This window comes from Lentzea sp. NPDC051213, from assembly GCF_044455585.1.
In the GTDB taxonomy this organism is placed as follows: Bacteria; Actinomycetota; Actinomycetes; order Mycobacteriales; family Pseudonocardiaceae; genus Lentzea.
In genome coordinates this window covers 624,908-641,993 of record NZ_JBITEX010000006.1, presented here as the reverse complement: position 1 = coordinate 641,993, position 17,086 = coordinate 624,908, and the positions used below count along the sequence as shown (strand labels likewise).

At 69.8% G+C, this 17,086-nt stretch carries 1 protein-coding gene (only partly in view); it reads right to left on the bottom strand.

Annotated features, from left to right (window positions below; all coding sequences use genetic code 11):
• Window position 1: 1 nt before the first annotated feature.
• Window positions 2-17,086, bottom strand: partial view of an SDR family NAD(P)-dependent oxidoreductase gene (locus tag ACIA8G_RS28270; protein ID WP_396421698.1) — the 3' portion only. 12,717 nt of this gene lie beyond the right edge of the window; 17,085 of the gene's 29,802 nt are visible here — the last part of the coding sequence; the start codon falls outside the window, past its right edge; the stop codon is at window positions 2-4.

Genomic DNA, 17,086 nt, shown 5'->3' with positions numbered 1-17,086 from the left:
CCTAGAGACCGAGTTCTTCGTCGAGCATCGCGAACATCTCGTCGTCCGAAGCCGACTCGAAGTCCTTGGTACCTGTGCTGTTGTGCGTCGCCCACCTGGTGCGCAGAACGTCGAGACGGCCGGCGATCTGCTGGTGCAGCGCGTCGTCCACGCTCGCCGCCGTAAGCGCCTTCTCGAACGCGTCGAGGTCGGCGAGCACGCTGGGCAGACCGGCCTGCGGCGCGTCGGCGAGCAGTTCGGTCTTGAGGTGCGCCACCAGGTCGTTCGGTGTCGGGTAGTCGAACACCAGCGTCGCCGGGAGCCGCAGCCCCGTGGCGCCGCCGAGCCGGTTGCGCAGCTCGACCGCGGTGAGCGAGTCGAACCCGAGGTCCTGGAACTGGCGGTCTTCCTCGATCACCTCGCCCTCGCCGTGGCCGAGGACCTCGGACACCTGGCCGCGCACCAGGTCGAGCAGTGCGTCGGTCCTGCCCTGCTCGGTGAGTCCGATGAGGCGGTTGACGAGCGAGTCCGCCGTTTCCTGTCCTGCCACGGCCTTCTTCGACTTGGTGCGCACCAGGCCGCGCAGCAGTGGCGCGATCTCGTGCTGGTTGCGCAGCACCGCGAAGTCGAGCTTGACCGGGATGGTCGCCGCCTCGCCGGTGCTGATCGCCTCGTCGAACAGGGTGATGCCGAGTTCCTGCGTGATGGCGGGCATGCCGGAGCGGGCCATCCGTTCCGCGTCCTGCGCGCTGAGCATGCCGGTGTCCCAGGCGCCCCAGGCCATCGAGATCGCCTTCTGGCCGTGGGCCTTGCGATGTGCGGCGAGGGCGTCGAGGAACGCGTTGCCCGCCGCGTAGTTGGCCTGGCCCGCGTTGCCGAACGTGCCGGCGACGCTGCTGAAGAGGATCAGCTCCGCTTCCGGTGCCAGTTCGTGCAGGTACCAGGCGGCGTCGACCTTCGGCTGCAGCACCGGGTCGATCCGGTCCAGCGTCAGGGCCTCGATCGTGGCGTCGTCCAGGACACCGGCCGCGTGGATGATCGTCGTCGGGTTGTGGTTCTGGAGGAGTTCGCTGACCTCGTTGCGATCACTGACATCGCACGCGGCCACCGTGACGTTGGCCTGCAGATCGCCGACGTCGGCCTGGCCGCTGCGGCTGGCCAGCACCAGGTCCTGAACACCGTGGTTCTCGACGAGGTGCTTCGCGATGATCAGGCCGAGACCGCCGGTACCGCCGGTGATCAGGACCTTGCCCCACTCGACCGCGCCGTCCTCACGTTCCGCCCTCGTCAGGCGGCCGCCGAGGACCTCGCCGTCCCTGATGACGATCTGGGGCTCGTCGGCGTTCACCGCCTGCCGCAGGATCGCGAGGCTGGAGCGCTGGTCGTCGATGTCGAGCAACCCGAAGCTGCCGGGGTGCTCGGACTGGGCGACCCTGACGAGGCCCCAGATCGCCGCGGCCACGGGGTCCGGCGCTTCGCTCTTGTTGGTGGCGATGGCGTTCTTCGTGACGAACCAGAGCCGTCCCCGGCGGAGACTGGTGATCCACTCCTGGACGTTGATCAGCGCGTCGGACACGGCGGCGTGCGTGGAGTCCACGACGTCGTCCGAGTACGCGAGGATCTCGGTGAGGACGACCTCGGCGTCGGCGGTCTCGATGGTGTCGTAGACGCGTCCGGCGACGAAGTGGTCGACCAGGCCGAAGTGGTCCTCGCCCGCGATCGCCACCGTGGCGTCGATCGGGTCCGTGGCGGTGATCGGCGTCCAGTTGAGCGTGAACAGGGCGTCGCGGGTGGTGTTCTCGCTGAGCTGCCCGGCGTTGACCGCCCGGACCACCAGCGACTCGACCGCGGCGACCGGGTTGCCCTGCGGGTCGGCGACGACGATGCGCATCGCCCCGCTCTCGTCGCGGGTCATCTTGACCCTGGTGCTCGCCGCGCCGGTGGCGTGGATCGTCACGCCCTCCCAGCTGAACGGCAGCCCGGCTCCCTGATCACCTTCGGCCAGCAGTGCCGTGTGCAGCGTGGCGTCGAGCAGTGCCGGGTGGATGCCGAACGCGCCGGGTTCCACGCCGTCCGGCAGCGCGACCTCCGCGTACACCGCGCCCTCGTGCCGCCAGGCCTTTTTGAGGCCCTGGAAGGTTTCCCCGTAGGCGAACCCGATCTCGGCGAACTTGTCGTAGATCCCGTCGAGGTCGATCTCGTCCGTGGTCGGAGGCCACGTGTCGAGCCGTTCGGCCTGGGTGTCGTTGCTGCCAAGGGTTCCGCTCGCGTTCTCGGTCCACGGCAGGTCGGTGTCCTCCGGCCGGCTGTAGATCGTGACGCCGCGCCGCCCGTCGTCCTCCTGGCCGATCGCGATCTGCAGCTGCACGCCACCCTGCTCGGGCAGCATGAGCGGCGCGGCGATCGTGAGCTCCTCGAGCGTGTCGAGCCCGAGTTCCTCCGCCGCCTTGAGCGCGACCTCCACCAGCGCCGCGCCCGGCACCAGTGCCCGGCCCATGATCACGTGGTCCGCGAGCCAGGCGTGCGTCCTGAGCGAGATCCGGCTGGTGAACAGGTGCCCGTCCTGCCCGGCGAGCTGCACCGCCGCGCCGAGCAACGGGTGCCCGACGCTGCCGAGCCCGGCGGCCTTGACGTCACTCGCACCCTCGACGACCTTGGGCCAGAACGACTGCCGCCGGAACGCGTACGTCGGCAGGTCGATCTTCTTGGCGCCCTTGAGGAGCGGCGTCCAGTCGACGTTGATCCCGCTGACATGGGCGTTTCCGAGGGCGGTCAGGAACGCCGTGACCTCGTTCTTCTTCCTGTGGAGGGTCGGGATGGCCCCGTCGACCAACGGCGTCAGCGCCGCGTCGGGCCCGATCTCCAGGAACGTGCAGTCGCCGAGCGCGGTGACGTTGTCGTGGAACCGCACCGCGTCCCGGATGTGGTCGACCCAGTAGTCGATCGTCGTCGGGTCTCCGGTGGTCTGGAAACCCGTGGCCGGCTCGCTGAAGGTGATGTCCTCGATCGCTTCCCGGAAGTCCTGCAGCATCGGCTCCATCAACGGCGAGTGGAACGCGTGACTCACCTTGAGCTGCTTGTACTTCCACTGCTTGGCGATCTTGAGAACCTCGTCCTCCTCGCCGGCGAGGACGACCGTGCGCGGCCCGTTGATCGCCGCGATCGACACGTTCCCGGTGAGGTAAGGCGTGACCTCCTCCTCCGAGGCGATGACCGACAACATCGCGCCACCCGCCGGGAGGTTCTGCATGAGAGCCGCCCGCGCCGTGATGAGCCGGCACGCGTCTTCGAGGGTGAGGACGCCCGCGACGTGCGCCGCCGCGACCTCACCGATCGAGTGCCCGGCGACGTGGTCCGGCTTGACGCCGAACGACTCGATCAGGCGGTACAGCGCGGTTTCGATGGCGAAGAGGGCGGGCTGCGCGAGCCCGGTCTGGTTCAACGCGTCCTGGTCCTCGCCCCACATGACCTCGCGGAGTGCCGGGTCGAGGTGCTGCAACGCGTTGTCCAGCGCCTCGGCGAATACCGGGTAGGCCTCGTACAGTTCGCGGCCCATGCCTGGGCGTTGCGATCCCTGGCCGCTGAACAGGAACGCGACCGGGCGCCTCTGCACGCTGCCTCGGGCCACGACGTCGCCGTTGAGCACGACAGCTCGGTGGTCGAACAGCGTCCTGCTGGTCAGCAGCGAGTGCGCGATGTCCTCTGGCTTGCCGCTGGTCTGGCTGATCCGGTCGATCTGGCCGTCCAGGGCGGCTTCGGAGCGGGCCGACACCACCAGCGGGACGGCTCGACTCGACTGCGGCGCCGCTCCACTTGACTCCGGCACCGCTCCGCTCGACTGCGGCGCCACTCCACTCGACTGCGGCACCGCTCCGCTCGACTGCGGCACTGCTCCACTCGGCGGAATCGATCCCGATTGGCTGGCCCCCTGGGGGGATCCACCCCCCATCCCAATCATCTCAGGGAGGTCTGACACTTCCGGAGCCTCGAGGATCACGTGCGCGTTCGTGCCGGAGATGCCGAACGACGACACCGCCGCCCGCCGCGGCCGAGACACTGCGGGCCACACCGTGTTGTCCTGCACCAGCTCGACCGCACCCTCGGTCCAGTCGACGTGCGAAGAAGGCGTCGAAGCGTGCAACGTCCGCGGCAACACACCGTGCCGCATCGCCTGCACCATCTTGATGATGCCCGCGACACCGGCGGCAGCCTGCGTGTGTCCGATGTTGGACTTGATTCCACCCAGCAGCAGCGGCGTTTCCCGATCCTGCCCGTAGGTGGCCATCAGCGCCTGAGCCTCGATGGGGTCACCCAAAGAAGTACCGGTGCCGTGCGCCTCGACAGCGTCGACATCAGCAGCGGCCAACCCGGCAGACGCCAACGCCTGTCGGATGACCCTCTGCTGCGACGGCCCGTTAGGTGCAGTCAGGCCGTTGGAGGCACCGTCCTGGTTGATCGCCGAGCCACGCACGACCGCCAACACCGTGTGGCCATGACGAACAGCATCGGACTGACGCTCCAGCACGAGCAGACCAACACCCTCGGACCAACCGACACCATCGGCCGTGTCGGAGAACGCCTTGCAGCGCCCGTCCTCCGACAGACCCCGCTGACGGGAGAACCCGACGAACGAGCCCGGCGTCGACATCACGGTCACACCACCGGCGAGCGCCAGTGAGCATTCACCGGCCCGAAGAGCCTGCATGGCCCAGTGCAACGCCACCAACGACGACGAGCACGCGGTGTCGATCGACACCGACGGCCCTTCCAGCCCGAGCGCGTAGGACACGCGGCCGGAGATCACCGAAGGCGACGCACCGGTCGAGCCGAAGCCCTCGGTGTCCGCACCGCCGATGAGCTGCGTGTAGTCGTTGTACATGACACCGGCGAACACACCGGTCGAGCTGCCCCGCAGCGAGGCGGGCGCGATCCCGGACCGTTCCAGCGCCTCCCACGCGGTCTCGAGCATGAGCCGCTGCTGCGAGTCCGTCGCGACGGACTCACGCGGCGACATCCCGAAGAACTCGGGATCGAACAGGTCCGCGTCGTGCAGGAAGCCACCGGCCCGGACGTAGGACGTGCCGGGGTGGTCGGGGTCCGGGTGGAACAGCGTGTCCAGGTCCCAGCCGCGGTTCGCCGGGAACGGCGTGATCGCGTCGACCCCGTCCACGACCAGCTCCCACAGGTCCTCCGGCGAGGAGACCCCGCCGGGGTAACGGCAGGCCATGCCCACGATGACGATCGGATCGTCCGTAGTGGACACGAGAGCAGGCAACGACTCCAGAGCCGCGACCGACCCGAGCAGTTCGTCCTTCAGGTAAGAAGCCAGCTGAGCCGACGACGGGTAGTCGAACACCACGGTCGCGGGCAGCTTGAGCCCGGTGACCGCCGTGAGCCGGTTGCGCAGCTCGACCGCGGTGAGCGAGTCGAACCCGAGTTCCTGGAACGCCCGTGCCGGGTCGACCGCCGCGATCGTGTCGTAGCCGAGCACGGCCGCGACCTCCCCGCGAACCAGATCCACCAGCGCGTTCAACCGACCGGCTTCGTCCAAAACGGACAGTCGCTGCACCAGCCCGGACGCCGTTTCCGATCCGGCGACCTTCCGCCGCGCCTTGACCCGGATGAGTCCGCGCAGCAACGGTTTCACGTCACCGTTCTGCTTCAGCGCACCCAGGTCGAGCCGGACCGGCACCACCGCGGCCTCGGCCCCGGCGACCGCCGCGTCGAACAGCCGCAGGCCCAGCTCGGCGGAGATCGCCGGCATGCCCGAGCGCTGCATGCGTTCCGCGTCCTCGGCGGACAACATGCCCGTGTCCCAAGCACCCCAGGCGAGCGACACGCCGGGCTGCCCGTTGAGCTGCCGGTGCGCGGCCAGCGCGTCGAGGAACGCGTTGCCGGCGGCGTAGTTGCCCTGCCCGGCGTTGCCGAACACACCGGCCGCCGACGAGAACACCACGAACCGCGTGGCCTCGGTGGCGAGGTCGTGCAGGTTCAGCGCCGCGTCGACCTTGGCGCGCAGCACGCCGTCGACCCGTTCCGGCGTCAGCGACTCGATCACGCCGTCGTCCAGCACACCGGCCGCGTGCACGACACCACGAACCTTGTGCTGCTTCAACAACTCCCACAGCGCGGTCCGGTCGGCGACATCACAGGCCACCACGGAAACCTTGGCGCCCAACGCCTCCAGCTCACTCACGTCACCCTGACCGCTGCGGCTGGCCAGCACCAGCTCGGTCACGCCGTGCGTCTCGACCAGATGCCGCGCCACGATCCTGCCCAGCCCACCGGTACCGCCGGTGACCAGCACCGGGCTCTCCCACCCTGTCTCAGTGCCACCGGAAACCCGGCCGAGACGGGCCGCGCGAGCCTCGCCGTCGCGGATCACGAACTGCGGTTCGTCGAGGTCCAGCACCCCGAGCAGCGTCGCGAGCGACGACTCCTCGGCGTCCAGGTCGATCAGCCCGAACCGGTCAGGGTGCTCGGTCTGCGCGGTCCGCAGCAGACCCCAGACCGCCGCACCGGCCAGGTCATCACCCTCGACCGCACCGCGCGTGACGAACACGAGCCGCCCGTCGCGGTCGTCCCTGATCCACTCCTGAACCAGCTCCAGCGCCCGGTGCGTGGTGGTCCGAACCGACTCCGCGTTCTGCTCCCCCGCGACCGGCACGAGCACGACATCCGTGTCGGCCAGCGAAAGGAGTCCCTCGACCCGTCCGACGGACAGCCCCAGGACGTCCGGCCCGAGCACGCTGACCGTCTTGCCCGCCTCGGCCGGCGGCACCGCGATCGGCGTCCACTGCACCGAGAACAGCGCGTCCAGCTCAGCCGGCTGCTCCGCCGCGACCGCCCGCATCACCAGCGACTCGACCGACGCCACCGGGTTGCCGGCGGGGTCCGCGAGCGCGATCTTCAGTCCGTTGTCGTCGCGCGTCATCTTGACCCGCAACGCCGTCGCGCCGGTCGCGTGCAGCGACACGTTCTCCCACGCGAACGGCAACCCGGCCGCCCCGCTCTCGTCGAGCAACGAGGCGTGCAGCGCGGCGTCGAGCAACGCCGGGTGCAGCCCGAACGGCTTGACGTTGATGTCGTCCGGCAGCGCGACCTCGGCGTAAGTCGTGTCGCCATCGCGCCACGCCGCCCGGAGTCCCTGGAACATGCCGCCGTAAGCGAACCCGGCCTCGGCGAACTTCTCGTAGCAGCCCTCGACGTCAACAGCCTCGGCCTTGGGCGGCCACACGGTCGCGTCGAACTCGACTCGCTGCTCGCCCTTGCCCAGCACACCGGACACGACCTGCGTCCACTGCGCGTCGACGACCTCGTCCGGCCGCGCGTGGATCGTGAACGTCCTGCGCTCATCCCCGGCGGACACCTTCATCTGCAACGCGAGGCCGCCGTGATCGGGCAGGATCACCGGCGCGGACAGCGTCAGCTCCTCCAGCCGGTCCAGCCCGACCTCGTCCCCGGCCCGCATCGCGAGCTCGACGAGCGCCGCTCCCGGCACCATCACCCGGCCCATGATCGTGTGGTTGCGGATCCACGGGTGGGTGCGCAGCGCGAGCCTGCTGGTGAACAGGAACCCTTCCCCGTCAGCGAGTTCCGCCGACGCGATGAGCAACGGGTGCCCGACCGCGACCATGCCGAGGCCGGACGCGTCGTCCCCGCCGATCCGCACCGCCGGCCAGTACCGCTGGTGGTCGAACGCGTAGGTGGGCAGGTCGATCTTCTTGCCACCCGCGCAGAACCCGCTCCAGTCGACCTTCACCCCGTCGACGTGCAGGCGAGCCAGCGCGGTCAACGCCGCCGTGCGCTCGTCCTTGTCCTTGCGCAGCAACGGAATCGCGTCCTCGACGAGCGCCGACAGCACTCCGTCCGGCCCGACCTCGATGAACGTCGTCGCCCCGTTGTCGCGCAGCTGCTGGACGTTGTCGCTGAACCGCACCGCGTCCCGGACGTGGTTCACCCAGTACTCGACGGTCGTGACATCGCCGCTGGCGACCACCGGAATGCGCGGCTGGTGCAGCGTGATCTCCGCGAGCGACTCGCGGAAGTCGTCGAGCATCGGTTCCATCAACGGCGAGTGGAACGCGTGCGACACCTTGAGCCGCTTGCTCTTCCACCGCTCGGCGATCTGGAGGACCTCCGCCTCGTCGCCCGCGATGACCACGGACCTGGGCCCGTTGACAGCCGCGATCGAGACGTTCGAGGTGAGGTGTGGCACCACCTCTTCCTCGGACGCCTGGACCGCGACCATCGCGCCGCCCTCAGGCAACGCCTGCATGAGCGCCGACCGTGCGGTGACCAGCAGACACGCGTCTTCAAGGCTCAGCACCCCGGCGACGTGCGCCGCCGCGATCTCACCGATCGAGTGCCCGGCCAGCTGATCCGGCTTCACACCCCACGACTCGAGCAGCCGGTAGAGCGCGGTCTCGACCGCGAACAACGCCGGCTGCGTGTACCCGGTCTGGTTGAGCGCCTCCTGGTCGTCGCCCCACATCACCTCGCGGACGGTCGGATCGAGGTACATCAGCACCGCGTCCAACGCCTCGGCGAACACCGGGAACGCCTCGTAAAGCTCACGCCCCATACCGATCCGCTGCGACCCCTGCCCGGAGAACAGCACCGCGAGCGACCGCTGCGACTGCGCCGTCCCCTGCGCCAGCACCTCGTCCCCAAGGACCACAGCCCGATGGTCAAACCGCGCCCGCGTCACCAGCAACGAGTAGGCGACGTCCTCCGGCGCCCCCTCCACAGCCTTGGCCCGCTCGACCTGCCCCGGCAGCGCCTCCGCCGTCCGAGCCGACACCACGAACGGAATCGATCCCGCCTGGGGGCCCCGGGGGGAGACCGAGGTCCCCACTCCAAGCGTCCCACGAGAGGCCGACGATTCCGCGTCCGCAAGATCGACAACCGCCGGGTTGTCCACAGGCGCCGAGTTGTCCACAGAAACAGAAGACGGGCTTGCGGCTTCCAGGATCACGTGGGCGTTAGTGCCGGACAGGCCGAACGACGAGACACCCGCACGGCGCGGCCGCGAGACCGACGGCCACGCGGTGGCCTCGGTGACCAGCTCGACGGCGCCCTCGGACCAGTCGACGTGCGAGGACGGCTCGGTCACGTGCAGGGTCGGTGGCACGATGCCGTTCCGCATGGCCTGCACCATCTTGATCACACCGGCGACACCGGCCGCGGCCTGCGTGTGCCCGATGTTCGACTTGATGCCACCGAGCAGCAGCGGGGTCACCCGATCCTGTCCGTAGGTGGCGAGCAGCGCCTGCGCCTCGATCGGGTCGCCCAGCGTGGTACCGGTGCCGTGCGCCTCGACCGTGTCGACGTCCTGAGTGGACAGTCCGGCCGAAGCCAGCGCCTGCCGGATGACCCGCTGCTGCGACGGCCCGTTGGGCGCGGTCAGCCCGTTAGAAGCACCGTCCTGGTTGATCGCCGAACCGCGCACGACCGCCAACACCGTGTGGCCATGACGAACAGCATCGGACTGACGCTCCAACACCACCAGACCAACGCCCTCGGACCAGCCCACACCGTCCGCGGAATCGGAGAAGGCCTTGCAGCGCCCGTCCTCCGACAGACCGCGCTGCCGGGAGAACCCGACGAACGCGCCCGGCGTCGACATGACCGTCACACCACCGGCCAGCGCCAACGTGCACTCACCGGCCCGCAGCGCCTGCGCCGCGAGGTGCATGGCGACCAGGGACGACGAGCACGCGGTGTCGATCGACACCGACGGTCCCTCGAACCCGAAGGTGTAGGAGACGCGACCGGACACGACCGAAGGTGACGTGCCGGCGCCCTGGTGACCTTCGGAGTCGGCCTCGAGGATCTGCGCGTAGTCCGAGTACATGACGCCGGCGAACACACCGGTCCGGCTGCCGCGCAACGATGTCGGGTCAATTCCGGCCCGTTCCAGCGCCTCCCACGTGGTCTCCAGCAGGATGCGCTGCTGGCCGTCGGTACCGAGCGCCTCACGCGGCGACATCCCGAAGAACGCCGGGTCGAACTGGTCCGCGTCGTGCAGGAAGCCACCGGCGCGGGCGTAGGACGTGCCCAGGTGGTCGGGGTCCGGGTGGAACAGCGAGTCGAGGTCCCAGCCGCGGTTCGCCGGGAACGGCGTGATCGCGTCCGTGCCCGAGGCCACGAGGTCCCACAGCGTTTCCGGCGACGTGACGCCTCCGGGGAAGCGGCAGGCCATGCCGACGATGACGATGGGATCGTCCGAAGTGGACACCAGCGCGGGCAGGTCCGAGATCTCGGCCGTCGCGCCGAACAGTTCGGCGTGCAGGTGGTCGGCCAGTGCGATCGCGGTCGGATAGTCGAACACCAGCGTCGCCGGCAGCCGCAGCCCGGTCGCCTCGGTCAGCTGGTTGCGCAGCTCCACCGCGGTCAGCGAGTCGAACCCGAGGTCCTGGAACGCCCGCGTCGCGTCCACGGCGTCGATCGACGCGTGACCGAGCACCGAGGAGACCTGCGTGCGCACCAGATCCACGAGTGCCGCGTGCCGGTCGGCGACGTCCATCGAGCCGAGCTTCCGCACGAGCCCGGAGGCGGTCGCGGAACCAGCGGCCGTGCGCCGCGCCTTGACCCGGATCAGCCCCTGCAGCAGTGGCGCCACCGCACCACGTGCCCGCAGCGTCGCGAGGTCGAGCCGCACCGGAACGGTCAGCGCCGCCCCGCTCGCCACGGCCGTGTCGAACAGTTCCAGGCCCTGCCGCAGCGTGATCGGCGGCATGCCGGCGGCGGTCATCCGCGCGGCCTCGGCCTCGGTCAGCTCCCCGGTCATACCGCTGACCTCGGACCAGACACCCCACGCCATCGACGTGGCGGGCAGCCCTTGAGCCTGGCGGTGCGCGGAAAGCGCGTCGAGGAACGCGTTGCCGGCGGCGTAGTTCGCCTGACCGGCGTTGCCGAACACACCGACTGCCGACGAGAAGACGACGAACGCCGTCAAGTCGCTCGTCAGCTCGTGCAGGTGCCACGCGGCATCCGCCTTGGGCTTCAGCACGTTCGCGAGCCGTTCGGGCGTCATCGACTCGATCACGCCGTCGTCCAGCACGCCTGCCGCATGCACGACGCCGCGGATCTCATGCCGCGCAACAAGTTCCGCGACAGAGTTCCGGTCGGTGACGTCGCACGCCGCGACAGTGACCTGCGCTCCCAACGCTTCCAGCTCCGCCGTGTCCGCCTGGCCGCGGCGGCTGACCAGCAGCAGTTCCCGCACACCGTGCGCCTCGACGAGGTGCTTCGCAATGACCGCGCCCAGCCCACCGGTGCCGCCGGTGACGAGAACCTTGCCCTCCCAGCGGATTTCCGCCGGTTCGTTCGTGACGCGGGCCAGCCGGGCCGCGAGCACCTGACCGTCGCGGACGACCAGTTGCGGCTCGTCGACACCGAACGCCACCGAGACCATCGCGGTGGAGAGGTTGTTGCCGCACAGGTCGATCAGCCCGAACCGGCCGGGGTGCTCGGACTGCGCCGACCGCACCAGACCCCAGACCGCCGCCGCGCCCATGTCCTCACCCGTGGTCGCGCCACGCGTGACGAACGTGAGCCTGCCGTCCTTGCCACTGCTGATCCACTCTTGCACCAGTTGCAGCACGCGAGCGGTGTTGCCGTGCGTGCTGCCGAGCACGTCCTGGGTCCCGACGATCGGGACCAGCACCAGTCCGGCGTCACTGTCCGCGATCGTGGCGGCCATCGGGAATCCGAGGTCGAGCACGTCCGGCCCGATCACCGCGACCGACTCGGGGGCCGCGACGTCCTCCTGCGTGACGGGCACCCACTCGAGCCCGAACAGCTCGCTCTGCTTGGCATCGCCGAGCTGCTCGACGTTCACCGCCCGCACGACCACGGCCTCGACCGTGGCGACCGGCGCTCCCGTGACGTCGGCGAGCGCGATCGTCCGGCGCATCCCGCCTTCGTCGCGGGTCAGCTTGACGCGCAGTTCGCTCGCGCCGGTGGCGTGAAGTGACACGCCTTCCCACGAGAACGGCAGACCGGCGTCGAGCGTCTCGTCGAGCAACGCCGCGTGCAGCGCCGAGTCGAGCAACGCCGGGTGCAACCCGTACGCCGCGCCATCGACGCTCTCGGGCAGCGCGAGCTCGGCGTAGATCTCGTCGCCGACGCGCCAGGCGGCCTTCAGGTTCTGGAACGCGGGCCCGTAGGCGAACCCAACGTCCGCGAACCGCTCGTAGCAGCCCTCGTGGTCCATCTCGACAGCGCCGGCAGGCGGCCAGACCGCGGTCTCAAACCCACTGCTGGTCACGCCGCTGGCCAGGAAACCGGACGCGTGCTGCGTCCACGGCGAGTCCGGCGCGTCCTCGGGCCGCGAGTAGATCGAGTACTGCCGTCGCCCGTTGTTGTCGCCACCGACCTTGAGATGCACCTGCACGGCCCCGCGCTCGGGCAGCACGAGCGGCGCGGCGAGCGTGAGGTCGTCGACCCGGTCGAGCCCGACCTCGTCGGCGGCCCGCATCGCGAGCTCGATCAGCACCGCGGCGGGCACCAGGTTGCGGCCCATGATCACGTGGTCCGCGAGCCACGGGTGCGTGCTCAGCGACACCCGGCTGGTGAACACGACACCTTCGCCCTCGGCCAGCTCCACCGCCGCGCCGAGCAACGGGTGCGCGATGTCGACCAGGCCGAGCCCGGACGCGTCCGACGCCCTCCCGGCGCTCGCCGGCCAGTACCGCTGCCGGTTGAACGGGTAGGTGGGCAGCTCGATCCGCTTGCCGCCGCCGTAGAACCGCGTCCAATCAACATTGATTCCGTCAATGTGTACTTGACTGAGTGCAGTCAACATTGATTCAACATCAGACTTGACTCGCGTCAACGTCGGAATCAACCCGTCAACCATCGCCGTCAACTGCGCATCAGGCCCGAGCTCCAGCAGAGTGACGTCACCCAACCGAGTGACGTTGTCGTAAAAGCGCACGGTGTCACGCACGTGATCGACCCAGTAGTCGACCGACGTGACATCGCCAGACGCACTGATCGGAATGACCGGCTCGTGGAACGTGAGCCCGCTGATCGCCTCACGGAAGTCCTCGAGCATCGGCTCCATCAACGGCGAGTGGAACGCATGGCTGACCTTCAGCCGCTTGCCCTTCCACCGCTCGGCAAGAGCCAGCACCTCGTCCTCAACACCAGCGATCACCACGGACCGCGGCCCGTTGACGACGGCAATGGACACGCCCTCGGTGAGGTGCTGACGCACTTCTTCTTCGGAGGCGATGACGGACACCATGGCCCCGCCGGCCGGCAGCGCCTGCATGAGCGCGGCACGCGCGGTGACCACCAGGCACGCGTCCTCAAGGCTCAACACCCCGGCGACATGCGCCGCCGCGATCTCGCCAATCGAGTGCCCGGCAAGCTGCGCCGGCCTCACCCCGAACGACTCCAGCAGCCGGTACAGCGCGACCTCGACCGCGAAGATCGCGGGTTGCGCATACCCGGTCTGGTTGAGGAGTTCCTGGTCCTCGCCCCACATGACGTCTCGCAACGCCGGGTCGAGGTTGACCAGCGCAGCATCGAGCGCCTCTGCGAACACAGGGAACGCCTCGTACAGCTCACGCGCCATGCCGAGCCGCTGCGACCCCTGCCCTGAGAACACGAACGCGAGCGGCCGGTTCCGCACCACACCACTGGCGAGCTCGACGCCGTTCCACACCACCGCCCGGTGGTCGAACAGTGCGCGAGTCGTCGCCAGCGAGAACCCGACGTCGACCGAGTCCGCGTCCAGCGCCGCGATCTGCTCTACCTGAGCGCGCAGCGAAGCGGAGGACTTCGCCGAAACAACCAGCGGGGCCCCCAAGGGGGGACGCGAAGTCCCCACTCCAATCGTCTCAGAGGGGTCTGACAATTCCGGGCCGGCCGCAACAGGCGCCGCCGGGGCGGCTTCCAGGATGACGTGCGCGTTCGTGCCCGAGACGCCGAACGAGGAGACGGCGGCGCGGCGTGCGCGTTCGACGGACGGCCACGCGGCGTTGCCGGTGAGCAGCTGCACCGCGCCCGCCTCCCAGTCCACGTGGGACGAAGGCTGGTCGACGTGCAGCGTCTGCGGCACGACGCCGTGGCTGAGCGCCTGCACCATCTTGATCACGCCCGCGACGCCGGCCGCGGCCTGCGTGTGGCCGATGTTGGACTTGATCGAGCCGAGGAGCAGCGGCTCGGCGCGGTCCTGGCCGTAGGTCGCGAGCAGCGCCTGGGCCTCGATCGGGTCGCCCAGCGTCGTGCCGGTGCCGTGCGCCTCGACGACGTCGACGTCCGCGGTGGACAAGCCGGCCGACGCGAGCGCCTGCCGGATGACGCGCTGCTGCGACGGTCCGTTCGGCGCGGTCAGGCCGTTGGAGGCGCCGTCCTGGTTGACCGCGGAGCCACGCACGACAGCCAAGACCTGGTGTCCGTTGCGCCGCGCGTCAGACAGACGCTCCAGCACGACCACACCGACACCCTCGGACCAGCCGACGCCGTCAGCGCTGTCGGAGAACGCCTTGCAGCGGCCGTCCGGCGAGAGTCCGCGCTGCCGGGAGAAGCCGATGAACGCACCCGGCGAGGCCAGGACGGTCACACCGCCGGCGAGGGCGAGCGAGCATTCACCGGCGCGGAGGGCCTGCATCGCCCAGTGCATGGCGACCAACGACGACGAGCACGCTGTGTCGAGAGTGACCGCCGGTCCCTCGAAACCGAACGTGTAGGACACACGGCCGGACACAACCGAGGGTGAGCCACCGGTCGTCTGGTAGCCCTCGGAGTCGCCTTCGAGCAGCAGCGAGTAGTCGTTGTACATGACGCCGGCGAACACGCCGGTCGGGCTGCCCTTCAACGCGACGGGGTCGATGCCCGCGCGTTCCAGCGCCTCCCACGACGCCTCGAGCAGCAGGCGCTGCTGGGCGTCGGTCGACACGGCCTCGCGCGGCGACATGCCGAAGAACTCCGGGTCGAACAGGTCGGCGTCGTGGATGAAACCACCGGACTTCGTGTACGAGGTGCCAACGTGGTCGGGGTCGGGGTGGTAGAGCGAGTCGAGGTCCCAGCCGCGGTTGCCGGGGAACTCCGTGATGGCGTCACGGCCGTCGACCACCAGCTCCCACAGCTGTTCCGGCGTGGCGACACCGCCGGGATAGCGGCACGCCATGCCGACGATCACGATCGGATCGTCCGAAGTGGACGTCAGCGCGGGCAACGCCGTCAGCGTCTCGGCGGCCCCGAACAGCTCGTCCCGCAGGAAGCCCGCGAGCACCGCCGCCGTCGGGTAGTCGAAGATCAGCGTGCTCGGCAGGCGCAGGCCGGTGACGCCGGTCAGGCGGTTGCGCAGGTCGACCGCGGTCAGCGAGTCGAACCCGAGGTCCTGGAACGCCTTCGCCGGGTCGACCGCGGCGACACCGTCGTGGCCGAGCACGGCCGCGACCTCGGTGCGGACCAGGTCGAGCAACGCCGTCAGGCGCGCTTCCGGCGCCATCGCGGTGAGTCGCTGCACCAGTCCGGAGTCGGCCTGGGCCGCGGTGCGCTTGGCCCGCGTGCGGATCAGGCCGCGCAGCAACGGGCGGATCTCGCCGTGGTTGCGCAACGTCGCGAGGTCAAGCCGCAACGGCAGCAGCACCGCGTCCTCACCGGCGATCGCCGCGTCGAACAGCGCCAGCCCCTGCTCGACCGTGAGCGGCGGCGTGCCGCCGCGGGCCATGCGTTCGGCGTCGGCCTCCGACAGCATGCCGGTCTGGTTCCAGGCACCCCACGCCAGTGAGATGGCGGGAAGTCCTTGTGCGCGGCGATGTTCGGCAAGCGCGTCGAGGAAGGCGTTGCCCGCCGCGTAGTTGGCCTGTCCGGCGGCGCCGAACGTGCCGGCGGCGCTGGAGAAGATGACGAACCTGTCGAGGTTCTTGGTGAGCTCGTGCAGGTGCCACGCGGCGTCGACCTTGGGCTTCAGGACAGTCGCCAGACGCTCCGGCGTGAGCGACTCGACCACGCCGTCGTCCAGCACACCCGCGGTGTGCACGACCGAACGGATCTTGTACTTCTTCAGCACCTTCTGCAGCGCCTTGCGGTCACTGACATCGCACGCGACCACGGTGACCTTGGCGTCCAAATCGGACACATCTGCCTTGCCGGTGCGGCTGACCAGTACCAGTTCCCCGACGCCGTACCGTTCGACGAGGTGCTTCGCGACCACGCGCCCCAGCCCGCCGGTACCGCCGGTGATCAGCACCGGCCCGGTGAACTCGCCGGGCTCCGCCGCCTCGGCGCGCGCGAGCCGTGCCGCGAACACCTGGCCACCGCGCACCCGCAGCTCCGGCTCGTCGATCGCGAGAACCTGCTCGGACACCTCGGCATCGGAGTTGATGAGCGTGAACCGGCCGGGGTGCTCGTTCTGCGCCGCCCGGACCAGACCGTGCACGGCGCTCGCCGCCAGGTCGTCCCGGCGCGTCACGAACACGAGCCGTTCCGCCCGCTCCTCCGCGATCCACCGCTGCACCAACTCGAGCGCGCGGGCAGCGAGAGCGTGCGTCTGCTGGACGATATCGCCGTCACCGACGAACTCCTCCACCACCACGGCAGCCGCACCGGCGTTCGGCAGCGACACCGGGACCCAGTCGAGCCGGAACAAGGAGTCCCGGTCCACCGCGCCGATCTGCGGCGCCGACACCGCCCGCGTGACCAGCGAACCGATCGTGGCCACCGGTGCACCCGCCGCGTCGGCGACCGCGATCACCCACGCGTCGCCGTTGCGCTGCAGCCTGACCCGGACCGCCGAAGCGCCGGTGGCGTGCAACGACACGTTCTCCCACGAGAACGGCAGCCCCGCCTCGACCTCGCCGAAGAAGCCGCCGGCGTGCAACGTCGCGTCGAGCAACGCCGGGTGCAGCCCGAACGCCGCCCCGTCGACTCCCTCGGACAGCGCGACCTCGGCGAACACCTCGCCGTCCCGGCGCCACACGGCCCGCAGCCCCTGGAACACCGGCCCGTACTCGAACCCGTTCTCCGCGAACCGCTCGTACGCGCCGTCGATCTCGACGACCTCGGCCCCGGCAGGAGGCCACACCGTCGCATCAAAAGCAGGCGCATCGATGCCGCTCGCCAGGAAGCCGGTCGCGTGCTGCGT